The organism is Marinobacter adhaerens HP15 (assembly GCF_000166295.1).
Lineage (GTDB): Bacteria > Pseudomonadota > Gammaproteobacteria > Pseudomonadales > Oleiphilaceae > Marinobacter > Marinobacter adhaerens.
In genome coordinates this window covers 1,845,767-1,869,405 of sequence record NC_017506.1, presented here as the reverse complement: position 1 = coordinate 1,869,405, position 23,639 = coordinate 1,845,767, and the positions used below count along the sequence as shown (strand labels likewise).

Annotated in this window: 23 protein-coding genes and 1 pseudogene; 13 read left to right on the top strand and 11 right to left on the bottom strand. The window is 57.0% G+C overall.

Annotation, left to right across the window (positions count from 1 at the left end):
• Position 1: 1 nt before the first annotated feature.
• The 4 genes from HP15_RS08820 to HP15_RS08805 are packed head-to-tail and all read right to left on the bottom strand — an operon-like array spanning position 2 to position 3,481.
• Positions 2–1,267, bottom strand: coding sequence for an NAD(P)/FAD-dependent oxidoreductase (locus HP15_RS08820; RefSeq protein WP_014577144.1), 1,266 nt, complete (start codon positions 1,265–1,267; stop codon positions 2–4).
• The gene (locus HP15_RS08815; RefSeq protein WP_014577143.1) at positions 1,264–2,064 is read right to left on the bottom strand and encodes an SDR family NAD(P)-dependent oxidoreductase; all 801 of its coding nucleotides are present in this window, start codon (positions 2,062–2,064) and stop codon (positions 1,264–1,266) included. Before HP15_RS08815 ends, HP15_RS08820 begins: the two co-directional genes overlap by 4 nt.
• A complete protein-coding gene (locus HP15_RS08810) occupies positions 2,061–2,528 on the bottom strand; it encodes a nuclear transport factor 2 family protein (protein ID WP_041645225.1) in 468 nt (155 codons plus the stop codon). Before HP15_RS08810 ends, HP15_RS08815 begins: the two co-directional genes overlap by 4 nt.
• Positions 2,525–3,481, bottom strand: coding sequence for an acyl-CoA desaturase (locus tag HP15_RS08805; protein ID WP_041645224.1), 957 nt, complete (start codon positions 3,479–3,481; stop codon positions 2,525–2,527). Before HP15_RS08805 ends, HP15_RS08810 begins: the two co-directional genes overlap by 4 nt.
• 116 nt (positions 3,482–3,597) lie before the next feature.
• Between HP15_RS08805 and HP15_RS08800 the strand changes: the two genes are divergently transcribed.
• Positions 3,598–4,626: an NAD(P)/FAD-dependent oxidoreductase gene (locus tag HP15_RS08800; protein ID WP_014577139.1), complete on the top strand. Its 1,029-nt coding sequence runs from the start codon at positions 3,598–3,600 to the stop codon at positions 4,624–4,626.
• Here the strand turns inward: HP15_RS08800 and HP15_RS08795 are convergent.
• Complete coding sequence (locus HP15_RS08795; RefSeq protein WP_014577138.1) at positions 4,616–6,100, bottom strand: HD domain-containing protein; 1,485 nt, start codon at positions 6,098–6,100, stop codon at positions 4,616–4,618. The genes HP15_RS08800 and HP15_RS08795 overlap by 11 nt on opposite strands.
• A gap of 114 nt (positions 6,101–6,214) precedes the next feature.
• Between HP15_RS08795 and HP15_RS08790 the strand changes: the two are divergent.
• The 7 genes and pseudogenes from HP15_RS08790 to HP15_RS08760 all read left to right on the top strand — a co-directional run bounded on the left by HP15_RS08790 (position 6,215) and on the right by HP15_RS08760 (position 11,742).
• Positions 6,215–7,422 (top strand): annotated as a pseudogene (locus HP15_RS08790) (PP2C family protein-serine/threonine phosphatase).
• Positions 7,423–7,436: 14 nt separating this feature from the next.
• Positions 7,437–7,928 carry an STAS domain-containing protein gene (locus tag HP15_RS08785; RefSeq protein WP_008171643.1) on the top strand — a complete coding sequence of 164 codons (492 nt, stop codon included), beginning with the start codon at positions 7,437–7,439 and terminating at the stop codon, positions 7,926–7,928.
• Between the two features lie 60 nt (positions 7,929–7,988).
• Positions 7,989–9,056, top strand: a complete 1,068-nt coding sequence (locus HP15_RS08780; RefSeq protein WP_008171642.1) for an NAD(P)H-dependent glycerol-3-phosphate dehydrogenase — start codon at positions 7,989–7,991, stop codon at positions 9,054–9,056.
• A 42-nt stretch (positions 9,057–9,098) separates the two neighbouring features.
• Positions 9,099–9,548, top strand: coding sequence for a SixA phosphatase family protein (locus HP15_RS08775; protein WP_014577136.1), 450 nt, complete (start codon positions 9,099–9,101; stop codon positions 9,546–9,548).
• A gap of 45 nt (positions 9,549–9,593) precedes the next feature.
• Entirely contained in the window at positions 9,594–10,490 is an 897-nt protein-coding gene (locus HP15_RS08770) for a radical SAM protein (RefSeq protein WP_014577135.1), read from the top strand.
• Positions 10,491–10,514: 24 nt separating this feature from the next.
• Positions 10,515–11,081: a DUF1285 domain-containing protein gene (locus HP15_RS08765; protein WP_014577134.1), complete on the top strand. Its 567-nt coding sequence runs from the start codon at positions 10,515–10,517 to the stop codon at positions 11,079–11,081.
• A gap of 199 nt (positions 11,082–11,280) precedes the next feature.
• Positions 11,281–11,742 (top strand): FKBP-type peptidyl-prolyl cis-trans isomerase, encoded by a 462-nt coding sequence (locus HP15_RS08760; protein WP_008171631.1) that lies wholly within the window; start codon positions 11,281–11,283, stop codon positions 11,740–11,742.
• A gap of 98 nt (positions 11,743–11,840) precedes the next feature.
• Here HP15_RS08760 and HP15_RS08755 read toward each other — a convergent pair whose 3' ends face one another.
• On the bottom strand, positions 11,841–13,493 hold the full coding sequence (locus HP15_RS08755; RefSeq protein ID WP_041646211.1) for an electron transfer flavoprotein-ubiquinone oxidoreductase: 1,653 nt from the start codon (positions 13,491–13,493) through the stop codon (positions 11,841–11,843).
• A gap of 418 nt (positions 13,494–13,911) precedes the next feature.
• Between HP15_RS08755 and HP15_RS08750 the strand changes: the two genes are divergently transcribed.
• The 3 genes from HP15_RS08750 to HP15_RS08740 all read left to right on the top strand — a co-directional run bounded on the left by HP15_RS08750 (position 13,912) and on the right by HP15_RS08740 (position 16,553).
• Complete coding sequence (locus HP15_RS08750) at positions 13,912–14,661, top strand: electron transfer flavoprotein subunit beta/FixA family protein (protein WP_008171627.1); 750 nt, start codon at positions 13,912–13,914, stop codon at positions 14,659–14,661.
• Positions 14,662–15,603, top strand: a complete 942-nt coding sequence (locus tag HP15_RS08745; protein ID WP_014577132.1) for an electron transfer flavoprotein subunit alpha/FixB family protein — start codon at positions 14,662–14,664, stop codon at positions 15,601–15,603.
• Positions 15,604–15,713: 110 nt separating this feature from the next.
• Complete coding sequence (locus tag HP15_RS08740; protein WP_041645223.1) at positions 15,714–16,553, top strand: putative RNA methyltransferase; 840 nt, start codon at positions 15,714–15,716, stop codon at positions 16,551–16,553.
• A gap of 10 nt (positions 16,554–16,563) precedes the next feature.
• On the opposite strand, the gene HP15_RS08735 is transcribed toward HP15_RS08740, so the two are convergent.
• Both HP15_RS08735 and HP15_RS08730 read right to left on the bottom strand, forming a co-directional pair.
• Positions 16,564–17,037, bottom strand: a complete 474-nt coding sequence (locus tag HP15_RS08735) for a hypothetical protein (protein WP_014577130.1) — start codon at positions 17,035–17,037, stop codon at positions 16,564–16,566.
• Positions 17,038–17,065: 28 nt separating this feature from the next.
• Positions 17,066–17,395, bottom strand: coding sequence for a hypothetical protein (locus HP15_RS08730; protein WP_041645222.1), 330 nt, complete (start codon positions 17,393–17,395; stop codon positions 17,066–17,068).
• Positions 17,396–17,602: 207 nt separating this feature from the next.
• On the opposite strand from HP15_RS08730, the gene HP15_RS08725 reads away from it, so the two are divergent.
• Together HP15_RS08725 and HP15_RS08720 are read left to right on the top strand one after the other, a co-directional pair.
• Positions 17,603–18,019 carry a hypothetical protein gene (locus HP15_RS08725; protein WP_014577128.1) on the top strand — a complete coding sequence of 139 codons (417 nt, stop codon included), beginning with the start codon at positions 17,603–17,605 and terminating at the stop codon, positions 18,017–18,019.
• A 57-nt stretch (positions 18,020–18,076) separates the two neighbouring features.
• On the top strand, positions 18,077–19,318 hold the full coding sequence (locus HP15_RS08720; RefSeq protein WP_014577127.1) for a saccharopine dehydrogenase family protein: 1,242 nt from the start codon (positions 18,077–18,079) through the stop codon (positions 19,316–19,318).
• On the opposite strand, the gene cydC is transcribed toward HP15_RS08720, so the two are convergent.
• Genes cydC through cydB form a run of 3 tightly spaced genes read right to left on the bottom strand, consistent with a single transcriptional unit; the run spans position 19,315 to position 23,638 of the window.
• Positions 19,315–20,931 carry a thiol reductant ABC exporter subunit CydC gene (gene cydC, locus HP15_RS08715; protein ID WP_014577126.1) on the bottom strand — a complete coding sequence of 539 codons (1,617 nt, stop codon included), beginning with the start codon at positions 20,929–20,931 and terminating at the stop codon, positions 19,315–19,317. The two genes, HP15_RS08720 and cydC, sit on opposite strands and share 4 nt — an antisense overlap.
• Complete coding sequence (gene cydD / locus HP15_RS08710) at positions 20,924–22,636, bottom strand: thiol reductant ABC exporter subunit CydD (protein ID WP_014577125.1); 1,713 nt, start codon at positions 22,634–22,636, stop codon at positions 20,924–20,926. Before cydD ends, cydC begins: the two co-directional genes overlap by 8 nt.
• Entirely contained in the window at positions 22,637–23,638 is a 1,002-nt protein-coding gene (gene cydB / locus HP15_RS08705; protein WP_014577124.1) for a cytochrome d ubiquinol oxidase subunit II, read from the bottom strand. It abuts the gene before it with no gap.
• Position 23,639: the final 1 nt, after the last annotated feature.

Genomic DNA, 23,639 nt, shown 5'->3' with positions numbered 1-23,639 from the left:
GTCAAAGCTCCACCCCGAACGCTTCGGTTACCCGCAACGCGCTGCGAACGCCATCTTCATGGAATCCGTTGAACCAGTATGCACCACAGAAATGGGTTCGATTCTGATTACCGATTTCGTCGTAGCGTTCCTGGGCTGCCACCGCGTCCAGAGTGAACACCGGATGGGCGTATTCGAAGCGCTTGATCACCTTTTCGGGATCGATATCTCGGCTGCGATTGAGGGTTACACAGAAGGTTTCCGGGGCATCATGGAAGTTCTGCAGTATGTTCATGTTGTAGGTGACAGAAACCGGTTCAGTACTGTGGGTCGGAATAAAGTAGTTCCAGGCAGCCCAGGCCCGGCGATTGTCCGGCAACACGCTGCTGTCTGTATGGAGCACCACATCGTTGTTCTGATAGGCCATGGCACCGAGTATGTCCCGTTCCTTGTCGGTCGCGTCAGCGAGCATGGCAAGGGCCTGGTCGCTGTGGCAGCCAAAAATCACCTGGTCAAAGTGGTGTTCCTCGCCCCTGACAGTCACGGTTACACCGTCCTCATGGCGGACAACCCTGTCGACAGGGCTGTTCAGGTGCATGCCATCACCCAGCCGTTCCATCATTTTCTTCACGTATTGGGCAGACCCTCCGGAAATCACCCGCCAGGTTGGGCGGTCATCCACAGACAGCATGCCGTGATTGTTGAAAAACTGCAGGAAGAACCGGATTGGAAACTGTTCCAGCACGATTTCCGGTGCTGACCAGATAGCCGCGCCCATCGGAACAATGTAGTAGTTCCTGAAATAGCGGGAGTACCCATTCCGATTCAGGTATTCCCCCAGTGTTTCTTCGTTATTGATATTGCCGGCTTCAAGGTCTGCACGGGTTTCCTTGTTAAAGCGCAGAATCTCCCTCACCATCTTCAGGAACGGCAGGTTGAACAGATTCTTTCGCTGGGCAAACAGGGTATTCAGGCTGGTGCCGTTGTACTGCAGGCCGGTGCTGCTGCAGTCCACGCTGAAGCTCATGTCGCTGACTTCCGACGGAACTCCCAGACGCTCCATCAGTTTGATGAAATTCGGGTAGGTCCAGTCGTTGAAAACGATGAAGCCAGTATTAACCGGCCAGGTCCGGCCACCGGCTTCGACCTGTTCGGTGTTGGTGTGACCGCCGGCATAGTCGCCCGCTTCAAAAACCTGAACATCGTGTTTCTCGGCCAAAAGCCAGGAAGCCGTGAGGCCGGAAACGCCGGCCCCAATGACAGCAATCCGCTGACGCTCACTACTCATCCATTATTTTCCTGTTCAGTGTTGCTTTTACGGGCCATAGAGGCCGACATACGGTCGATCAAGGGCCGGGGAAGGGCGCCCAGCGCTTTCAACATCCAGGTGAAGCGCTTGGGGAATGCAATCTCGTTCTTGCCACGCGCGAGACCACTGACAATGCGTTCCGCCGCATCCTCTGCAGAAACCAGGAAGGGCATTGGGAAATCGTTCCGATCGGTCAATGGTGTCTTGACGAATCCGGGGGAAACCACCACTACGTCGATCCCTTCGGCGTCAAGGTCTGCCCGGAGTGCATGGGCAAAATAGGTCAGCGCCGCCTTGGAAGCGCCGTAGCCTTCAGCCCGGCCAAAAGGGAACCACCAGGCTGAAGAGCTGACGATCACGAGGGTCGCCGGCTGGCCTTTAGCCCGGCTGCGCCTGAGGGCAGGCAGAGCAATATCGAGACATCGCGCCGTGCCAATCACATTGGTGTGAATGTTCTTCTCGATAACGTCACTGTTGTAGTGCGCTATCTCCAGATATTCACAGGTGCCGGCGTTCAGTATCACCATGTTCAGGTCGCCGTGATTTTCCAGTGTGCCCGCGATGGCCTGGAGGTCTTCTTTGCTGGTGGTGTCTGCGGCCGCCGGTATAATCCGGTCTGGCGCTGCAGAAGCCAGTTCTTCGAGAGCACCCTGTCGGCGACCGGTAATCACGAGCCGGTGACCACCGCGTGCCAGGGCACGGGTAACGGATTCGCCAATACCCGAACTGGCGCCGGTAATCCAGATATTCGAGGTTTCCTGAAGTCGATCACTCATCCTGCCTGATCCTTGATCCAGCGAATGGCCCTGCCAATCACCGGCAGGTTTTCGTAGAGCATTTCTCCGGCGTCAAAGTAATCACGGTGGTAGCACACCATTCCGTCCCGGATTTCGAGGTGGCTGATGCCCTGCACCTGGACATCACGCCCCTTGCGAAGGCGCTTGTGACGAAGGTGCATAACCCAGGGCAAGGCGGCAAACTCACCGTGAACCACGGCTTCACCGAATTCAAAGCGACAGGAGATGACATTCGCATAGGCCCCGGCGAAATAGTGGGTCAGCTCATCCAGGCCCGATACGGTGCTCAGTGGGTCCTGGAACCGGATATCCTCGCTGTAGACCCGGGAGAGCTTGTTCAGATTACCCTTGTCGAGTTCGTTGAACAGCGCTCTGAAATTATCGAGCGTTGCCGGCACCGCCGAATTACGCGTACCTACTTCGATCTTTGAGGCGGTTGTCATTGCCTGCTCCTCCTCATTTTATCCAGTTCGCGTGTTTCTTCCTGAATGTGCTTGGGTATCGGGTTGAGCTCCCAGATGATGCCAAGCTTCGACATCAGCCATAGCCCATACCAGGTGATGTCAATTTCATACCACCGGAACCCCTGGCGAACAGATTGCGGCCAGCGGTGGTGATTGTTGTGCCATCCTTCGCCCAGGGTAAGCAGAGCGAGCCAGAAGTTGTTCCGGCTGTCGTCCGAGGTTTCAAATCGGCGCTTGCCCCAGACGTGGGACAGAGAGTTGATGGATACCGTGGCGTGAAACAGCACGACGGTCGATATGAAGAATCCCCAGATAAGCATCTGCAGACCGTTGGTCCCCAACCCCGGAGCCCACGCGGCCAATGCTTCGCCCAGCGCGTAGATACCAACGGCGGCGAGAGCCGGTACCAGAGCGTCAAACCGGTTAATCAGCCTGAGTTCCGGGAATTTCAGCCAGTCCCGAATCCGACGTTCGTCGGTCGCAAAGCCGGCGTCACAGGTGAACCACCCCATGTGGGACCACCAGAATCCGCCCTGATGGGGCGAGTGCAGGTCCTGAACATCATCGGAGTGCTGATGATGATGGCGATGGTGGGCAGCCCACCAGAGCGGGCCACGTTGGGCCGCACTGGCGCCGAGCACCGCGAATACAAACTGGGCAGGCCGGCTGGTCTTGAACGTCTTGTGGGCAAAATAACGATGGTAGAATCCGGTAATCGCAAACATCCGCACGAGGAAGAAAGCAATCGCGAATCCGATGGCGAATGCGCTTACGCCGGTGTAAAACGCCAGAAGGCAGGCCAGATGGAGCGCAATGAACGGAATAACGCGTAAAAAATTGAATGATCGGGACGTGGTGTCTATGTGATCCGAACCTGCTTCGGAATCGAACCACCTCAGAATGTTTGTAAGCCAATGTTGCATTCGGGTCATACCCTGATTGCCCTTTCTCTTTAATGGAATCTTGATCGCACACTCAGTCTTGATGCCGCTGGTGTTTCATGGAGAGTAGTACGATCTCACTACTGTAATTGGATGCACGATAAACCATGTTTAATCAAACCTTTGATTCGTCACTTATACGCCGTATCGCCATTGTCGGTTCAGGCCTCTCCGGGCTGACCGCCGCTATCCAGCTGCGCGGTTTCGGCCATGACGTTACGGTCTTCGAAAAAAGCCGGGGACCGGGGGGCAGGCTCGCTGCGAAGCGGGTAACCGGCGGATCAGCAGATATGGGCGCGCAATACTTCACCTCACGGAACCCGGATTTCCTGCCGTTTCTCCATAAATTTGCCGGCCCTGAAAGCTTCGGACCGTGGGAAGGACGGTTTGGTTTCCAGACGAATGCTGATAAATGGGAATCCTTCCCGCAGGAGACCCGTTACGTCGGTATTCCCCGCATGACAGCGATTACCCGGGCCCTGTCCGGACACGCTCACGTTGTTACCGAGACACGCGTTGCCAGATTGGCCCGAAACGACCAGTCCTGGTCGCTCTTTTCCACCGCCGGCTCGCACCTCGGCGATTTTGATGCAGTTATCGTTACCGCGCCTCCGGCACAGGCTCGGGATTTGCTGGCGGACAGCAGCCTCGACGCCCTGGCCTCCTACCTCGACGATCCGGTGAGCCGGGTTCTGCCATGCTGGGCCGTTGCCGCCCACTTCCCGGTATCGCCCTGGCCGCATCACGAAGGCATGCGCTGCAAGCACCCGGCGCTGTTCTGGGTGGCCAACAACTCCAGTAAGCCCGGTCGAGACGATGAGGGCCAATGGTGGGTTTTTCACGCCAGCCCGGCCTGGACCGAAGACCATGTGGATACACCAGCCGAGGAAGTGGCCGAAAAACTGTTGGCTGCGTTTCGTGAAACGACCGGCTTCGATACCGGTCCGGACGAAGTGGTTACCCATCGCTGGCTCTACGCGCGCTCTGAAGGCGGAGAACACCCTGGCCATCTTTGGTTCCCGGATTACAAAATCGGGCTCGCAGGCGACTGGCTCAGTGGCGGCCGGGTAGAGGGCGCGTTCGACAGTGCCTGCGGACTGGTTGCTGAACTGACGACCGCTCCCACTACTCAGTGAGAGACTCCTGGTTACCGGTGGTCACATCGGGCCGGGTATAGAAATGTGTGATGGTGCCGTCACTGAACTTGCTGAAGAAGGCGCTGACGTCGGTGATCTTCTTCAACGACCGGGTGCGGTGGATAGGTTCGCGCACGAGCACCTTGATGCCGTTGAAGTTGTCCTGAATGTTCGAGAAGCGCGCCCGCATCGAACAGGTCACTACCTGGGCAGGGCTGAGAGAAAGCTCTTCGGCCAACCATGCGCTATGACGTTCGATCCCCCTGGCTGAGAGGTCTTCCCGGGTATCCAGATGGTTCAGTTTCACCCGGTTTACAATGCAGAACGAGAAACTCTTCGGGTGCTTGCGGGCCACTTTCCGAAACGCCTCCCAGAAGAAGTTGTCGGTCAGTTCTGCAAAGTAGGCCATGTCGCTCAGGCAGGTATCCACCCATTCAAAGTTCTCAGGGTCATCGAGCACTTCGTTGATCGCTTCCCGAAGCAGCCAGTCAAAGCCCAGCGCGGTCTTGTGCGCGTAAACCTTGCGGTACATCTGGTGGCGACTGTAGACAAAGTCCTCGAGCGCCCCCAGCCCTTTCTGGGTTATGGCTAGCCCCAGCCAGGGTTCGGACACATCCCATCCAAAACGCAGGTTGCTTAAGAGGTGGTCCAGATTGAAACCGCCGATGGTTACCGAAGAGTGGAAGCCGTCCCGCAGCATGTAATCGGCCCGGTCAGCGTCGATTTCGCCGGATACAATCGATGACAGCAGATCCATCACCAGCCCGGGTATGTTTTCGCTGAGCGGTGATCCCGCCGCGGCATCCTCTCCCGCAATAAAGGCCCAGAATGTGCGGGCATGACGACAGAACGTCTCACTGGGTTTTACGTCCGTCGTTTCCATAATGCCGATAACGTCCCGGGCGAAAAGCCCCGCACCTTCGAGATCCACCGCCATGAGCACATCGTGGGCGACACGCACGGAATAATGCTCGTGTTCCAGCTCGTCGGGTTCTTCCGGGTGGTAGGCGGAATAATCCACGCCGCGCCACAGATCCCGGAAGCGGCCGGGACGGGACATCAGTTCCCGAATGCGCCGGGCCTGGGTGAACTGATGGGAAAAACTTGAATGCCCGCTGTCATGCAGAAGACAGCCCAACCGGATGGTTTTGGCCAGATAGTCGATGGCGTCGAGCTGGCTCAGGCTAAGGTCGGTTTTGTCGCTGAGCTGGCGCTCCCTGAGGTAGGCGTCGATCATCGAGCGGAACATGCGCGTGCCCACATGCATCACACCAATACTGTGCAGAAAACGGGAATGGGTTGCGCCGGGAAAGACCAGGCTCAGGATGTCGTTCTGGCAGATGTTTCGCAGTCGCTGGAACAGCGGGTGATCAATCACCTGGATCTCGTGCCGGTAAAGCGGAATGCCTCCGTGAACCGGATCCATGATCAGCTTGTCATAGGCTCCGAGTAGATCGTTTACGGCACGTCGCATCAGATGGAATCCTCCGATTTCATGAACTTGGCCTTGTTATATCACAGGGGCGTGCCAGAATAGGCTTAATCAAGCCAATTTATCGTTTATCGCTGGTAGTTTAGGGCAGTCGCCATGACCTCGCGCACCGAGCGCATACTTATAATAGACGCCGATGAAAAGGCCCGTACGGATCTCGCCCGTTACCTTGAAGCGAGGGGGTTCTACGTGACCGGCTACCGGGATCTCGCTAGCGCCAAGGCGCTTTTGACGATAACATTCCCGATGTCATCTTTGCAGACCTGCCTCCGGAATCCATCCGGGATCTCGCCAATCGCCTGGAAGAAGCCGAAACATTCACGCCGATCGTCGCCTGTTCGTCCAGCGAGTCCAGCGCTGATGTGGTCAGCGCCCTCAGGGCCGGGGCGGCGGACTTTGTCCTCAAACCCTGCAACGACGACAAGGGCGCACTGGACGATGTTATCGGGAAATTGTTCGACCGGGTCCGGGTCAACCGGCTGAATCAGCTTTACCGGCAGGAGCTTGAAGAGGCTAATCGTGACCTGCGGGACGGCATCGCCGAGCTGCGGGCAGACCAGCGCGCTGGCCGAAAGGTCCAGTTACGGATGCTTCCGGAGCATGAACAGGTGATGAGTGGCCTGCACGTGGACCACATGATCAAGCCATCGCTTTACCTGAGCGGTGATTTTCTGGATTACTTCCGTATTTCCGACGACAAGGTTCTGGTGTACATCGCCGATGTCTCCGGCCATGGCGCCAGTTCCGCGTTCGTAACCGTACTGCTGAAGAACCTGACCAACCGCTTGCAGCGAAACCTTCGCCGGGGCTCCAGTGAAGATATCCTGTACCCGGACCGATTCCTGGAACGCATCAATTCCGAGTTGCTGGATACCGGCCTCGGTAAACACGTAACCGTATTCGTTGGCATTATTTCGCTGAGCGAACGTAAGTTGAATTATGCAGTCGGCGCCCATTTCCCGATGCCCATCCTGTCCTTTGAGGGTGGGGAGGCTGCGTTTCTCGAGGGAAGCGGGCTTCCGGTAGGGCTGTTTGAGACGCCGGAATGGGAAGTGTATGAGGTTCCCCTGAACAAACCGTTTCATCTGACCCTGTTTTCGGATGGAATTCTGGAAGTTATCCGGGAAAAGGGACTGGATGAAAAGGAGCGGACACTACTTGAACTCGTATCGGGAGGTCGTCACACTATCGCCTCTCTGAACGAGGCTCTGCATCTGGAACAGATCACAGAGCTGCCGGACGATATCGCTATCGTATCGGTAACTGATACCATGAACGGATCAGATAACACCCCGTCGAATTAGTGGCAGTGTGAAACATGGCTGGTTACAAGATCCTGCAAGCTGAAAAACAGGGCATCTATGTCCTGAAGTTTATTGGGGAAATCCGGCTGAACCTGTGTTCGACGCTGGACAATCTGGTTGAGTCCATCACCCAGGACCCGGAGTTCAAGACCGTGGTGATCGACCTGACCGAGACCGAGATTATCGACAGCACTACACTCGGACTGCTTGCCAAAATCGCCATGGCGGCCCAGAAACAGAGCAACTTCCTGCCCACACTTATTTCGACCAATCCCGATATTACCCGCATTATCACTTCCATGGGTTTCGACAAGATCTTTATTATTGTGCGAGAACCCGCGTCCCGAATTGAAGAGCTTGAAGAGATTCCCGTACTCAGGGCCAGCGAACAGCAGGTTCGAGACAAGGTTCTTGATGCCCATAAAGTGCTGATGGGCCTGAACAGCCGAAACAGGGAAGAATTCAAGAATCTGGTGCGCGCTCTGGAATGTGAAGAGCCCGGTTAACTGCGCCACCCTGGTGCGACATGGCCGGTATCACACCTGATCTGACAGAACGGAAGAACTATGTCTGAACAATCGACGCCCCGGAACACTGAGGCAGCCGCGCCAGTACATGATGTGGCGGTTCTGGGCGGTGGCAGTTTTGGTACTGCCATGGCCAAGGTGCTGGGTGAAAACGGTCACCGTGTTCATTTCTGGATGCGTGGCAAAGCCCAGGCCGAAGAGATCCGCAGCACCCGAATCAATAGCCGCTACATGCCAGGCATTGAGCTGACCGGTGACATTCAGCCCACCACAGACCTGGCGGACGCTGTCAGCAAGGCCGAGATCGTCTTTGTTGCCATTCCGAGCAAAGCCTTTCGGGCCGTTATCCGCGAGAACAGCGACAAATTCCGCGACGAGCAAATTGTCATCAGCCTCACCAAGGGGATTGAAGAGCACGGCTTCAAACTGATGAGCGAGATTCTGCAGGAAGAGATCCCTCGTTGTCGTACTGGCGTGCTCAGTGGCCCCAACCTGGCTGGTGAAATCGTAAACCGGGATCTGACCGCCACTGTTATTGCCGCCAAGGATCCGGATGTACGCCGCTCGGTTCAGGACCTCCTTGGGTGCGAGTATTTTCGCGTTTACGCGAACGTGGATGTGTATGGCGTGGAACTCGCCGGGGCACTGAAGAACATTTATGCGATTGTTGCAGGTCTTGCCTCCGCCCTGGAAATGGGTGAGAACGCCAAGGCTATGCTGATTACCCGCGGTCTTGCGGAGATGAGCCGGTTTGCCGTCAGCCTCGGCGCCAACCCAATGACATTCATGGGGCTGGCGGGTGTCGGTGATCTGATCGTGACCTGCACCTCATCCAAGAGCCGGAACTTTCGAGTGGGTTATGCCGTTGGCCAGGGCCAGAAACTGGACGATGCCGTGGCGGAGCTCGGGCAGGTGGCCGAGGGCATCTATACCCTGAAGCTCGTCAAGCAGAAAGCCGAGGCCATCGGGATTTACATGCCACTGGTTCGTGGGCTTTACGAGATCCTCTATGACAACGCTTCAATCAAGGCGGTCATCAATAGCCTCATGATGTCGGTCCAGAATTCCGACGTAGAATTTATACTGCCGCGGACCATCAGCCAGTAACAGGCCCGCTGAACCGGGACCAGGCCGGAAAGGAGAGAGCCCTTGCAACTGCTCATCATGCGCCATGGGGAAGCTGGCTGGCATACGCTGGATCAGGAACGTGAACTGACAGAGGCCGGCCGGCTTGGCGTGGCTGAGGTTGCCGCTCGCATCGCGGAGTCGCCCTGGCGCCCGAAGCTGGTCTGGAGCAGCCCCTATGTGCGTGCCAGGCAAACGGCGGCGATCGTCTCCGAAATTCTCAATTGTCCCGTTGAAGAAAAGAGGTTCATCACTCCGGACGACGACCCGGCAGCCTGCCTTGATGCATTGATTGAGCATCACGAATCACCCCTGTTGATCGTTTCCCACATGCCCCTGGTGGGAGGGCTTGCCACGCTTCTGGTTGACGCACACCGCCGGGGCATTCCGTTCATGACCTCCCAGGCCGTCATGCTGGATATGCCAGTAGTCGGCCCCGGTTGCGCTGACTTGAAAGCCCAGTTTCTGCCCTGATATCGCCAGTAAGTAATTTCTGAATTCTCAAATCCGAGCCCGACTATGTACAGCTTTCCAATTGACTACGTGGAGCCGGTCTTCCGGCCTCCCAGTGAAGCCAAGTCACTGATCCTGCCGGTCACCAACGGCTGCTCCTGGAACAAGTGCACGTTTTGCGAGATGTATACGCAGCCGCAAAAGAAATTCCGGGCCCGCAAGCCTGAAGATGTGCTCCAGGACATCCGTAATGCGGCTCGCAGCCTGGGTGGCGTGCGCCGGGTTTTTCTGGCAGACGGTGATGCCATGGTATTGCCGACCCGTCGCCTGTTGGAAATACTGGGTCAGCTCAGGGAGGCTTTTCCGGATCTTCAGCGGGTTTCCAGCTACTGTCTGCCCCGCAACCTCGCGAAAAAGACCGTGGAAGAACTGGCTCAACTGAAGGATGCAGGCCTTGAAATTCTCTATGTCGGTATGGAATCCGGCGATGATGAAATCCTGCGCCGGGTTAACAAGGGCGAAACCTGGGAATCCACCCGCTCGGCACTGCTGAAAATCCGTGAAGCGGGTCTTACGAGCTCTGTCATGGTGCTGAATGGGCTGGGCGGAGAAAACCTTTCGCGCCAGCACGCGATCAATACCGCAACGCTCTGCAACGAGACACAGCCGGATTATCTTTCCACCCTCGTGGTCAGTTTCCCACAGGGAGAAGAACGTTTCCGGGAGGGCTTCGGAGACGATTTCGTTCCGCTGTCCCAAAAAGGGCTCTTTGAAGAGATACGCCTCTTCCTGGAGCATCTTGAGCTGGATAAGACCATCTTCCGCAGTGATCACGCTTCAAATTACCTCGTGCTGAAAGGCACGCTTGGGCGTGACAAGCAGAAAATGCTGGACCAGGTAAACCTCGCCATTACCAACCCCGGTGCAGCACCGTTGCGCGCGGAGTGGATGCGCGGGTTGTAATTCAGATAGCCGGGAGCCACCGTTATGAGCATGAATCCGGATAATCTTGCAAAGCAGGTGGAGGAAACCGTGAAGAAGGCCGGGAATCCACCCATTGATCAGTGGGACCCCGAGCTTTCCGGGGATATGGATCTTCGCATCAGCCGCGATGGTCAGTGGATCTTCAAAGGCGAGCCGCTGGCTCGAGAAGCAATTGTACGTCTGTTTTCCACCATTCTCCGCCGGGAAAGCGACGGCGAATACTACCTGGTGACGCCCGTTGAAAAGTGGCGCATCCAAGTCGAGGATGCGCCGTTGCTCGCCCATTCCCTGACCGTGACTGGAGAGAGCGACCGGCAGGTCATTTCCCTGACCACCAATGTCGGCGAAACCCTTGAGATCGGCCAGGACCATCCACTGGAAGTGACCACCTATCCGGGCTCCGATGAGCCAAGACCCGTGGTAAAGGTTCGCCATGGGGTCGAAGCGCGACTGGTAACCGCAGCCTATTACGACCTGGCGGAGCATGTTGTGGAACGGAATGAAGACGGACACCCGGTTCTAGGGGTATTCAGCCACGGAATTTTCTACAAAATCGGGCAGGGTGGTTGAAAACCCGTACCGCGGCCCCAGAATTACGGTAGAAAACGCATTAGCTCAGTTGTTAAACTGTGTTTTCATACTTGTTATGAGCCTGGCTCTCTAACGAGGCCCGGTGGTCGTTAGTCCCTCTGTTCAGTCTGGCTGTTCACGATCACTTTCGATTGCCTAAATCAATTAAACAGTCATTGCGGACACGCAAGGAGATCACATGGCCCAACCTCGTGTTGTCACCATCCATTACACGCTCACCAACGATCAGGGAGAGCAGCTTGATTCCTCCCGTGTAGAAGGTCGTGAGCCTCTGTCTTACCTGGAAGGTGCACAGAACATTATCGGTGGACTGGAAAGTGCACTGAACGAAAAGAACGCAGGCGATCAGGTTAAGGTTTCTGTAGAACCTGCTGAAGGCTACGGCGAAGTTAACGAAGAGCTGATCCAGCCGGTTCCGCGTTCTGCATTTGAAGGCGTCGATACCATCGAGCCGGGCATGCAGTTCCAGGCGCAGACCCCGGGCGGCCCCCAGGTCGTTCGTGTGGTAGAAGTTGGCGACGAAACCGTCACCATCGACGCCAACCATCCGCTCGCTGGCCAGACTCTGCACTTCGACGTAGAAGTGGTAGAAGCTCGCGACGCGACTGACGAAGAGCAAGAGCACGGCCACGCTCACTAAGCTTTTCTGAAGCGCAACGAAAAACGGCTCCCTCGGGAGCCGTTTTTTATGCCAAAAAAACGGCCCGCGAGGGGCCGTTTTTCTACCGGAATCCGGACTTACATGTTCGGATAATTCGGGCCACCGCCCCCTTCCGGAGTTACCCAGTTAATGTTCTGCGCAGGATCCTTGATGTCGCAGGTCTTGCAGTGAACACAGTTCTGGGCGTTGATCTGGAAGCGCTTTCCGCTGCCATCGTCTTTCTCGACAACTTCATAAACACCAGCCGGGCAGTAGCGCTGCGCAGGCTCATCGTATTTAGGCAGGTTGTCGCGGATCGGAAGGTCCGGATCGGTCAGTTTAAGGTGAACCGGCTGATCTTCCTCGTGGTTGGTGTTTGAAATGAACACCGAGGACAGACGATCGAAGGTCAGGGTGTTATCCGGCTTGGGATAGGTCACCTTCTTGCACTCGGCTGCCGGCTTCATGGTGGCATAATCCGGAGTGGTATCGTGGAAGGTAATCGGCAGGCTGCCGCGCAGGATGTTCTGCTCGAAGTAGGCGATGGCGCCACCGACTATATTGCCGAACTTGTGCATCGCCGGGCCGAAGTTACGCTCTGCGTATAGCTCCTTGAACAGCCAGCTGTCTTCAAATTTCTTCTGGAAGCTGCTGATCTCTTCGCCGCTCTTGCCGTCCTTCAGCGCTTCGAAAACTGCCTCGGCGCCCAACATGCCGGACTTCATGGCGGTGTGGGAGCCTTTGATCTTGGAACCGTTCAGCGTGCCCGCGTCACAGCCCAGCAGGAGACCACCCGGGAAGCTCATCTTGGGCAGGGCGTTATAACCGCCTTTAGTGATTGCACGGGCGCCGTAAGAAACGCGCTTGCCGCCTTCCAGGTGTTTCTTGATTTCCGGATGCAGCTTCAGCCGCTGAAATTCCTCAAACGGGCTCAGATGCGGGTTGCTGTAGGACAGATCGGTGATCAGGCCCACATATACCTGGCCATTCTCGAGGTGATACAGGAAAGAACCACCGGTGGAGCCGGTTTCTTTCAGGGGCCAGCCGGTGGTATGAACTACGAGGCCCGGCTCGTGTTTGGCCGGATCAATATCCCACAGTTCCTTGATACCGATACCGTAGTGCTGCGGGTCTTTGCCTTCATCAAGCTTGAACTCGTTGATCAGGCGCTTGCCCAGGTGACCGCGGCAGCCCTCGGTGAACAGGGTGTACTTCGCGCGCAGTTCCATGCCCGGCATGTAGCCGTCTTTTTCGGAACCGTCGCGGGCCACGCCCATATCGCCGGTAATGATGCCTTTTACCTGACCGTCTTCAATGATGGTTTCGGACGCGGCAAAGCCGGGATACACCTCAACGCCAAGCTGTTCGGCCTGTTCGGCGAGCCAGCGGCACAGGTTACCCAGGCTGATAATGTAGTTGCCATGGTTGTGCATGTTCTTGGGCACAAACGCATTCGGGATCTTGGTGGCGCTGTCCTGGTTCTTCAGCAGGAAAATGTCGTCCCGGGTAACGGGCGTGTTGAGCGGGGCGCCTTTCTCTTTCCAGTCCGGGAAGAGTTCGGTGAGGGCAGTGGGCTCGAATACGGTACCGGCCAGAATGTGGGCGCCGATCTCAGAACCTTTCTCTACAACGCATACGGTGAGTTCCTCGCCAGCTTCCTGTGCCAGTTGCATGACACGGCACGCTGCCGACAGGCCCGCCGGGCCGCCGCCGACGATCAGAACATCAAATTCCATCGATTCGCGTTCCACGTTGGTCTCCTCAAACATCTTTAATGGATATTATGTGCCCGCAGGCCAATTATTCTGGGCCGCCATCATACCGGTAAAAGTGCCTATAGACGACTGCCCCAAGCCGTTTGTCCCGACTTGCATAACCAAAAGGATACCGTATTTGAAGAATCAAACAAACGTTTGTTTGAAATTCGCCCTGTCCTTTGGCATTGTAAGAGCACACTGAAACATCGTGTGTTTTGAGTCGAAATCTAGTATCGTCTCATTGCCGTCCCCGGTCAATACCGGGGAATTGGCTGAAAGTTCAGTCCTGGCGCGTCGTTTGAGGCTATTGATTCTGCCGTGTGTTGCCTCCATCATTAGTGCGCATTGAATTTCGGCAGGCTCTGCGCGAGGACTGCAAGTCATAAACCCATCGTAGAAGAACGAGGAATCTATGAAGGTTCTGGTCGCTGTAAAACGAGTAATCGACTACAACGTAAAGGTGCGCGTCAAGCCGGACAACACCGGTGTTGACCTCGCCAACGTCAAGATGGCAATGAACCCGTTCTGCGAAATCGCGGTAGAAGAAGCCGTTCGCCTGAAAGAGAAGGGTGTTGCCAGTGAAATCGTGGTGGTATCCATTGGCCCGAAAGCCTCCCAGGAGCAGATCCGTACTGCACTGGCGCTGGGTGCTGACCGTGGTATCCACGTCGAAACGGACGAGGAGGTTCAGTCTCTCGAAGCGGCCAAGCTGCTCAAGGCTGTTGTTGAGAAAGAAGAGCCGAAGCTGGTCATTCTTGGCAAGCAGTCCATCGATTCCGATAACAACCAGACTGGCCAGATGCTGGCCGCGCTGACCGGCATGGGTCAGGGCACTTTCGCTTCCGAAGTGGTTGTTGAGGGCGACAAGGTTAACGTAACCCGTGAGGTAGACGGTGGTCTGATGACCGTTGCTCTGAACCTGCCTGCGGTTGTCACTACCGACCTGCGTCTGAACGAGCCGCGCTACGCTTCTCTGCCGAACATCATGAAGGCGAAGAAGAAACCGCTGGACAACATGAGCCCGGCCGATCTGGGTGTCGACATCGCTCCGCGCCTTTCCACCCTGAAGGTTGAAGCGCCTGCTTCCCGTCAGGCGGGTGTGAAAGTGGCCGACGTTGCCGAGCTGGTCGATAAACTGAAGAACGAAGCGAAGGTGATCTAAATGAGCATCCTTGTAATTGCTGAACATGACAACAGCAGCCTGAAACAGGCTACCCTGAATGTTGTAGCGGCTGCCAAGGCCATCGGCGGAGACATCGACGTACTGGTTGCCGGTGAGAACTGTGGTGCCGTTGCTGAAGCAGCTGTTAAGGCCGAAGGCGTTAACAAGGTACTGGTTGCCGATAACGCCGCTTATGGTCACTTCCTGGGCGAAAACCTGGGTGAGCTGGTTGCCGAAGTAGGCAAGGGCTACAGCCATATTCTCGCCGCCGCTGGAACCGTGGGCAAAGACTTCATGCCGCGTGTTGCCGCACTGCTGGATGTTGCGCAGGTTTCCGACATCATGCGTGTGGAGTCCGAAGACACCTTCGTTCGCCCGATCTACGCCGGTAACGCGATTGCCACTGTAAAATCCAGTGACAGCATCAAAGTCGTTACTGTTCGTCCGACCGCGTTCGACCCGGTTGCTGCTGAAGGTGGCTCCGCTTCTGTCGAGCAATTGGACGTCGTGAAAGACGCTGGCCTGTCCCAGTTCGTCAGCGAAGAGCTGGCCAAGTCCGACCGCCCTGATCTGGCAAGCGCCGGTATCGTGGTTTCCGGTGGTCGCGGCATGCAGAACGGCGACAACTTCAAGATGCTGGAGCAGGTAGCCGATCTGATGGGTGCTGCGGTTGGCGCATCCCGTGCTGCTGTCGATGCCGGTTTCGTGCCAAACGACATGCAGGTTGGCCAGACCGGTAAGATTGTTGCTCCGCAGCTGTACATCGCTGTGGGTATTTCCGGTGCCATCCAGCATCTGGCCGGTATGTCCGATTCCAAGGTGATCGTTGCGATCAACAAGGATGAAGAAGCGCCGATCTTCCAGGTTGCCGATTATGGTCTGGTAGCGGACCTGTTCGAAGCCGTTCCGCAGCTTGAAGAAGAGCTGAAGAAAGTTCTGTAACTTTCTGCCTGGCTTGAGAAAAGGCACCTTCGGGTGCCTTTTTCTTTTGGGTGAAGCCAGAATACCTGCCATGATATCTGACCCCGACGGTTGAACCGGATACACGAACCATGACCACAATGCCGTTTGATGCCTTAGCTTGCCCACTGGACGGCTGCCCACTCGTGCCCAGCGAAAAAACCTGGCGTTGCGAGAACGGACACAACTTTGATGTTGCCCGGCAGGGCTACGTGCATCTGTTACCCGTTCAAAAGAAACGTTCCCTGGACCCGGGTGATAGCAAGGAAATGGTTGCGGCCAGACAACGGTTTCTGAATGCAGGGTTCTACACAAACATCGCCGAGGCCGTGAGCGATCAGGTATTGCAGTGGCTCCCGAGCGAGGGCACCGGATCGATTCTGGACGCAGGCTCTGGCGAAGGTTATTACCTTCGACACCTCGCGAGCTTGGCCGGCGCCAGAGATATCTCTTTGATCGGCGTCGACATTTCGAAGTGGGCGGTTCTGGCCGCGGCCAAACAGGACAAACAGACCCGGTGGGCGGTTGGCAGCAATGCCAACCTGCCAATACTGCCGGAATCCCTAGATCTCGTGCTTTGCCTGTTCGGTTTTCCGGTTTTCAGCGAATTCGCCCGGGTGCTGAAGCCCGGCGGGAAGGTGATACAGGTGGATGCCGGCTCAGACCACCTTCGGGAACTGCGTGAAATCATTTACCCCGAACTGAAACCACCCGCAGACACTGAGATGGCTGATCCCGAGGGCTTCCGGACCCTGGATTCGACCGTGCTAAGGTTCCCGCTGAGTCTTCCGGACCAGGACAGCATCGCCGATCTCCTGGCCATGACACCCCATCTTTATCGGGCCAACTCGGAGGGCCTTGAGAAGGCTGCTTCGCTCAAATCACTGGTGGTGACAGTCGACGTGGTTCTGAAACGCCTGGAAAGGCGCTAACCCCCGAATTTCATTGACCGTCGTCGGAACCCTGAGCCTTGCCGCTCTTGCGGGAAGCGAGCCGCTTTTCTGCTTTCCCGATGATCAGGGTATCGGCGAGGATGTGCAGGGCCTTGTTGGTCGTGCGCACGGTTTTGTAGATCTGTTGGCTCTTCTGGTCATGGGTGGCCCGTGCTTTACGGGCAGTCTGTCGGAACTCCTCATCCTTCGAGAACAGATCAATCAGCCCGAAAGTCGTGTTCGAGATTGCTTTGTGCAGCTTTTCTACGGCGCTCGCGCCACCCGAAACCGAGTCCTCCAGCAACCGCGCCCGGTTCCGGACCTCGAGAAGATCCATTCTGCTTTTCTGAATGGCACTGTGCGCTGACACACGATGGGAATTGAGAATCCGTGCTTCCCGTCGACAGAGCAGCAGCTGCCAGTAGGCGATGCAGAATCCGCAAAAGGCCAGTAGCAGCAACAATACGATTGCGGCCAGGTTCATGATGGGGCCCTCCAGTCACACATTGCGATCATCGATACTCAATCTGCATATCCACGTCGATTTCGCGCTCTGTCATCTCTTCCTCAAGTTCTTTCATCACTTCCTGGTACACCATTTTGCGAACCATCACGGGGAGTTTGTCGGCAAGCACTCGGGCAGAGCGTGACTCCCGCTTGGCCAGGGCAATCGGATCCAGTACCCGAAGCGTAATAACCAGCTCCGGTTCCTGCTCGGAATCTGCGATATCGTCGTTCTCCATCATTCGGGCGATCACTTTGCGCTGTTCAAGAACCTGCCAGCAGACAAAGCCGCTGAACAGGACAAGCAGGATGCTCAAGACTGTTAAAAAGGTGATCAATTCGAACCTCCGGAAATCGTTTCTTGCTCTGCCTGCCAGTGTGCCCCAAGCAGTATGACAAACGATTGGCCGTGAAGACGGATTTAACGGTGTTGCCGGGAAAGTAGAACGAGCGCTCAAAACTGTTAACATTGGTTGCAGTTGTTCAATGAGCTACGCAGAATCAACGGGTTAAGGCCGACTATTCATACCAACAGAGGATTGTTCATGGTTTGGTTCAAGGCGTTTGCAAGTGGTTTTCTCGCAACCCTGGTGTTTCATCAGGGCCTGTTCGCATTGTTCTGGCTCGGGGGCATCGTGCCCGCAGCGCCCTTCAACCTGTCACCGGTGCCGCCGCTGGGTGTGCCCCAGGTTGTGTCATTGGCGTTCTTTGGTGGCCTTTGGGGCATGTTGTTGTGGCTGATCCTTGGGCGCCTGGCAGGGGTGAAGTTCTGGCTGGGGCATGTCATTGTAGGGGCTGTAGGTCCCACCGCAGTCGCCATGCTGGTTGTATTCCCCCTGAAAGGGCTAGATGTCTCGGCCCAGACCTGGGTGGGCGGCTTGCTCCTCAACGGTTTCTGGGGCCTGGGTGTTGCCGTATTCATGCGTCTGATGGGCGAGAAAGCGGTTGCCGGGCTCCGCTGAAATACCATTGATTCGTTATCAATTTCTGTTGTCATCACTGTTTACTAAGGAAGAGCAATGACCAAATCCGCAGAAACAGCCCATGATCTGGTGGTGTTCGGTGCCACCAGCTTCGTCGGCCAGATTCTTACCCGTTACTTGCTCGAGACCTACGGTGTAGGCCAATCGGTAAAATGGGCGATTGCCGGACGCTCCGAGAGCAAGCTCAACACACTGAAAAGCAGCCTTGGCGACAAGGCCAGGGATCTGCCGGTGATTCTTGCCGATGCCGCCGACGATGCAGCCCTCAAGTCCATGTGTGAGCAGACCCGCGTGATTATATCCACGGTCGGCCCTTATGCGCTTTACGGCGAGCCGCTGGTCAAGGCTTGCGTACAGACTGGCACGGACTATTGCGATCTCACCGGCGAAGTTCAATGGATTCGCAAGATGGTGGAGCGTTACGAGGCGGAGGCGAAAACCTCTGGAGCGCGCATTGTTCACTGTTGCGGTTTCGATTCGATTCCCTCTGATATGGGCGTCTGGTTCCTGCAGAATCAGGCGGAGCAGACGTTCGGAATGCCGTGCCAGGATGTCCGCATGCGGGTCAAGACCGCCAAGGGCGAGTTCTCCGGCGGTACGGTTGCCTCCATGATGAATGTTGCGAAGGAAGCGGCGGCGGATCCGAAGCTGCGCAAGGAGCTGGCCAACCCGTTTTCCATCTGTCCGCCGGAACATCGCTCCAAGACCCGGCAGCCCAGCCTCAAGGGCGCCGAGTTTGATAAGACGTTCAACGCCTGGCTTGCTCCCTTCGTGATGGGCGCCATCAATACACGGGTGGTGCATCGCTCCAATGCCATGCAGAACGCGCGGTACGGCAAGGAATTCACCTACGATGAAGCCATGATGACCGGTCGTGGCACCAAGGGCCGGCTGGCTGCTTATGCGATCACCGGCGGCCTGGCGGCGTTCTTTACCGCCTCGGCCATCAAACCGACTCGCTGGCTGGTGGAGAAGTTTGTCCCTCAGCCGGGCGAGGGCCCAAGCCCCGAAGCCCAGAAAGCCGGTTTTTATGATCTGCGCTTTGTTGGTCGCACCGAGGACGGCAAGACCATCATCACCAAAGTGACCGGCGATCAGGATCCGGGCTACGGTTCCACCGGCAAGATGTTGGGCGAAGCGGGCATGTGCCTGGCGTTCGATATTCCGGCGGATCAGCCAGGTGGGTTCTGGACACCGTCTTCTCTGCTGGATGGCAAGCTGATGGACAGGCTTACCAGCAAGGCGGGGCTGACGTTTGAGGTTCTCGAAACCCGCTAACCACTCAGGTAGATCACACGGTCGGTGCCCGGAAGGGCATCCGACCCGTGTGCGAGACTGACCACGGTTTTCCCTTCCAGAAGCGATTCCATCCGTTTTGCTATCCTCGACCGGGTCTCAGCATCCAGGCCAGTGAACGGCTCATCCAGTATGACCAGGGGAGCTGGATTCAGTAACACCCGCGCCAGTGCCACTCTTCTTGCCTCGCCGCCTGAGAGTCTGCTTCCGGCGCTGCCCAGCCAGGTATCGAGTTGATCCGGTTCGGTAGCGAAGCGCTCAGCCAGTTCCATCTGCTCCAGCATGCTCCAGAGTTCCGTCTCCGAAGCCTCCGGAGAGCCCAGTAACAGGTTGGCCCGCAACGTGTCTTCAAATAGCACGGTTTTCTGGGTCAGGTAAACGCAATCCCTCCGCGCCAGGCTTCCCTGAGCAACCGGCAAAAGGCCTGCGAGCACATCGGCGAGTGAAGACTTTCCACTGCCGGAGTGGCCCAGAATACCGATGCGTTTGCCATCCTCAATCTCAAGATTGAAGCGCGTGAAAAGCGGCGCGTAACCGGCGTGTTTCACCGTAATATTGTCTGCAAGAAGGGCGGTTTCCGGCGGTAATTCTTGCTTTTCGTTGACAGCCTGCCGTTCCTCTTCGCGGCAATCGCGGTTCAGGCGAGCCGCGGAGGCGATGGTGGCTCCGAGCTTGCCAAAGGCATCAGGCAGCATGGCATAGACCTCAGCCAGTCCGAGCAGAGCAATGGGCAGTAAAACCAGCACAGGCCCGGATAGCGTGCCCGCCTGGAACAGGACAAAACCCGCCCAGAGCGCCAGGACCGCAGAGAGATTTACCAGCAGATGGGTTCCGGCCAGGTGCCAGCCCACGCGGGTATCCGTTTTTGCCTGCTCTGAGGTTACCTGATGGGCCTGGCGCATAAGCCAGGCAGCATGTTTACCAGTGCGACCGGCCGCAGTTAGTTCTGAGAAACCTTCAATATGTTCAATGACCGCCGTTCGCAATTCTTCCTGCCGGTCGCTTTGCCGGGCCGCAAGTTGCCAGGTTCTGAGGTAAACACCAACCGTCGCGACCGCCAGGGCAATCACAAGAAGCAGGCCCACCAGTACAGCGGTTCCAACATCAAACAGAATGGCTGCCAGCACCACCACCAGGAGGGTTACCAGGCCAGCCAGAGCCGTAGGCGCGATCAACCGGAGGTACAGGGTATCAAGGGCATCGACATCGCTGGTCAGGCGCGAGAGCCACTGGGCGCCACTCAGCTCTCCCCGGCGTACGCGCGTGGCGCGGGACAGCCGAGAGAACAGGTTCACGCGAATATCTGTAAGCAGTCTCAGAACCGTATCGTGGTTATATACCCGTTCCAGATACCGGAACACTGTTCGGGACACAGCGAAAAACCGGATAGCGCCACCGGGCACGTAAAGGTTGATAGTGGCCGCCACCCCGGCAGCCAGGAGCAATCCCACCAGCGCCGTTTTGGTAAGGAACCAGCCAGACACAGCCAACAGCGCAATGCCGGATAGCAGGGTAGCGAGAATTAGGAAACCACCGACCACCAGGCGTCCGGGCCGCTTTAAGATCAGCTCCAGCCACGGTTTCAGCTCACGCATCCCGAACCTCCCCGCCGGAGACCAGCAGAACCCGGTTTGCCAGGGTGAGCAAGGCTTGGTGATGGGTGGAGAAGATCAGGGTTTTGCCGGCTACCGCCAATTTGTGCAGAGCCTCCAGCACAAACACCTCGCTGTCGCTGTCGAGGCCCGCGGTGGGTTCGTCCAGCAGAATAAGGTCATAATCCGCCAGGAAAATACGTGCCAGGCTCAGCCGCCGCGCCTGTCCGCCGGAGAGCCCCTGACCTTCCTCGGATACCGGGCTATAGATACCCTGTTGCCGGCTGTCCAGCAGGGAACCCAGGCCGACATTGCGCAGGGCGGTTTCAATGGCAATATCGGAGGCATCTGGCGTAGTCAGCCTGAGGTTATCGGCCCAGGTACCCTGAACCAGGAAGCCTTTCTGCCCCAGCCAGCCGAACCGGAAACTTCCCGCCGATTCGCCAAACAGGTGGAGTTCACCGGTATCCGGTGCCATAAAACCGGCCAGCAGATGCAGCAGGGTGGACTTGCCGCCACCCGAGGGGCCGGTGAGGGCAATTACTTCGCCTTTTTGGATGGTCAGCGACAGATCCTGAATCACGGGCTGATCCGACCGAAAGCGTTTACTGACGGACCGCAACTCAATGCGATCATCCGCACCTGCTACCGGGTTGCCATCTGTAGACGTGTCGAAGTGCGCTGGCGAACCAAGCCGTTCAAGAATTTCTGTGCCCGCACCCATAGCCGCTGCGCGATCATGATAATGCTGTGACAGCGTCCGTAAGGGCTGGAAGAACTCCGGGGCCAGCAACAGAATCAGAAGCCCGGAAAACAGCGTGAGATCTTCGGACGGGCCATAGGTGATGTAGCCCAGCAAACCAAAACCGATGTAAATGGCGATAACGGCAATGGCCACTGAGGCAAAGAACTCCAGGACCGCGGACGAGAGAAACGCAATCCGCAGCGTTTTCATGGTAACGCGCCGATAGTGATCGGACCGTTTGCGAATGAGTTCTGCAGCGCCCGTCGTCTGGCCAAACAACTGGAGGGTGGTTAGCCCGCGCACCTTGTCCAGAAACTGTCCGGAGAGCCGGCTGATGGTCTCGAAGTGCTGTTGGTTAAGTTTTTCCGCGCCCATGCCCACCAGCGCCATGAACAGAGGAATCAGAGGGGCAGACAACAGCAGGAAAATACCGGCCAGCCAGTCCAGCCAGAACACGAGAACGAGGATCAGCAGGGGCACGATCATCGACAGCGTCATTTGCGGCAGAAAACGGGCGAAATAACCGTGCAGTGCTTCCACGTGGTCAATCCATTCCCGGGCAAGGGTGCCTGCGGAGGATTGGCCCAGCTCTACCGGGCCGGTGGCCTGCCAGTGTTTGTGGAGCTGACGCCTGGCATCCCGCCGTACCTGTTCGCTGCAACGGGCAGCAAAACGCGTCTGAAAGCCCTGGCCAAGTGCCCGAACCACCAGTGCGAGAATGAGCCCAAGGAAGAGGGGAGTGAGGTCCGCGATAGGGACCTCGTCAATCACGCCCAGATGAATTATCCGGGCCAACAAAACCATCTGGATGATGGTCGCTATGCCGGCCACTGTGCCCGCAGCAACAGCAATGCGGATCCAGAGTCGATTGCCGAGGGCAAGCTGCGCGAGCCAGCCTTTGACGGTTTTCTGGTCAGTGGCGGGGGAACCTCCCCCGCCATCATTAGCCAGTGGCTCCGCCACTCAGTGGTATCCCTCTCCGGCGCGCACCTTGCCGCGGAAGACCCAGTAGGTCCAGGCGGTGTACACCAGCACGATCGGGATCACGAACAGCAGGCCCAACAGCAGGAACAGCTGGGACTCGTAGGCGGACGCGGCTTCCCAGAGCGTGTATTCCGGGGGAACCACATAGGGCCAGCGGCTGACCACCAGACCCAGATAGGTGGTGATGAACAGCCCCATGGTAGCCACAAACGGCATGCCGTCCCGGCGATCACGTACCGAACGGTAGATCTGAATAGCACAAAGCAGGGTCAGGACTGGCAGAACCCAGATGATACTCAGGTTAGAGAACCAGCGCTCACGGACCATTTCGTCCACGAACGGCGTCCAGACCCCAATGATGCCAAAGACAACCAGCACCGCCAGCAGCAACGGCAGGGTAATCTTGTAGGCCCACTGCTGCAGGTAACCCTCGGTTTTCATGATCAGCCAGGTGGAACCCAGCAGGGAGTAGCCGGCCAGCATTCCGAGGCCCGTGAGAACGGTGAATGGCGTAAGCCAGTCCAGCGCGCCGCCCACATAAACGCCGTTGGCGGTTTCGAAACCCTGAATATAGGCGCCGACGACAGCACCCTGTGCGAAGGACGCAACGGTTGAACCGCCCGCGAAAGCCCAGTTCCACAGATAGCGGGAGGTGCGGGCCTTGAACCGGAACTCAAACGCCACGCCCCGGAAGATCAGCCCGGCCAGCAGCAGGAATACACCGATGTACAATGCCGGCAGGAAGATGGAATACACCATCGGGAACGCGGCAAGGAGCCCGGCACCACCCAGCACCAGCCAGGTTTCGTTGCCGTCCCATACCGGCGCCACCGAGTTCATCATGGTGTCCCGGGCTTCCTCGTTCGGGGCGAAGGGGAAGAGAATCCCCACGCCCAGATCGAAGCCGTCCATCAGTACATACATGATGATGCCGAAGCCGATAATAAATGCCCAGATAAGAGGCAGATCAAACAGTTCCATA

Bases quoted from the DNA above. Each gene is read 5' to 3' on its own strand.
- HP15_RS08820 (WP_014577144.1), bottom strand. From the start codon at position 1,267: ATGAGTAGTGAGCGTCAGCGGATTGCTGTCATTGGGGCCGGCGTTTCC.
- HP15_RS08815 (WP_014577143.1), bottom strand. From the start codon at position 2,064: ATGAGTGATCGACTTCAGGAAACCTCGAATATCTGGATTACCGGCGCC.
- HP15_RS08810 (WP_041645225.1), bottom strand. From the start codon at position 2,528: ATGACAACCGCCTCAAAGATCGAAGTAGGTACGCGTAATTCGGCGGTG.
- HP15_RS08805 (WP_041645224.1), bottom strand. From the start codon at position 3,481: ATGACCCGAATGCAACATTGGCTTACAAACATTCTGAGGTGGTTCGAT.
- HP15_RS08800 (WP_014577139.1), top strand. From the start codon at position 3,598: ATGTTTAATCAAACCTTTGATTCGTCACTTATACGCCGTATCGCCATT.
- HP15_RS08795 (WP_014577138.1), bottom strand. From the start codon at position 6,100: ATGCGACGTGCCGTAAACGATCTACTCGGAGCCTATGACAAGCTGATC.
- HP15_RS08785 (WP_008171643.1), top strand. From the start codon at position 7,437: ATGGCTGGTTACAAGATCCTGCAAGCTGAAAAACAGGGCATCTATGTC.
- HP15_RS08780 (WP_008171642.1), top strand. From the start codon at position 7,989: ATGTCTGAACAATCGACGCCCCGGAACACTGAGGCAGCCGCGCCAGTA.
- HP15_RS08770 (WP_014577135.1), top strand. From the start codon at position 9,594: ATGTACAGCTTTCCAATTGACTACGTGGAGCCGGTCTTCCGGCCTCCC.
- HP15_RS08765 (WP_014577134.1), top strand. From the start codon at position 10,515: ATGAGCATGAATCCGGATAATCTTGCAAAGCAGGTGGAGGAAACCGTG.
- HP15_RS08760 (WP_008171631.1), top strand. From the start codon at position 11,281: ATGGCCCAACCTCGTGTTGTCACCATCCATTACACGCTCACCAACGAT.
- HP15_RS08750 (WP_008171627.1), top strand. From the start codon at position 13,912: ATGAAGGTTCTGGTCGCTGTAAAACGAGTAATCGACTACAACGTAAAG.
- HP15_RS08745 (WP_014577132.1), top strand. From the start codon at position 14,662: ATGAGCATCCTTGTAATTGCTGAACATGACAACAGCAGCCTGAAACAG.
- HP15_RS08740 (WP_041645223.1), top strand. From the start codon at position 15,714: ATGACCACAATGCCGTTTGATGCCTTAGCTTGCCCACTGGACGGCTGC.
- HP15_RS08735 (WP_014577130.1), bottom strand. From the start codon at position 17,037: ATGAACCTGGCCGCAATCGTATTGTTGCTGCTACTGGCCTTTTGCGGA.
- HP15_RS08725 (WP_014577128.1), top strand. From the start codon at position 17,603: ATGGTTTGGTTCAAGGCGTTTGCAAGTGGTTTTCTCGCAACCCTGGTG.
- HP15_RS08720 (WP_014577127.1), top strand. From the start codon at position 18,077: ATGACCAAATCCGCAGAAACAGCCCATGATCTGGTGGTGTTCGGTGCC.
- cydC (WP_014577126.1), bottom strand. From the start codon at position 20,931: ATGCGTGAGCTGAAACCGTGGCTGGAGCTGATCTTAAAGCGGCCCGGA.
- cydB (WP_014577124.1), bottom strand. From the start codon at position 23,638: ATGGAACTGTTTGATCTGCCTCTTATCTGGGCATTTATTATCGGCTTC.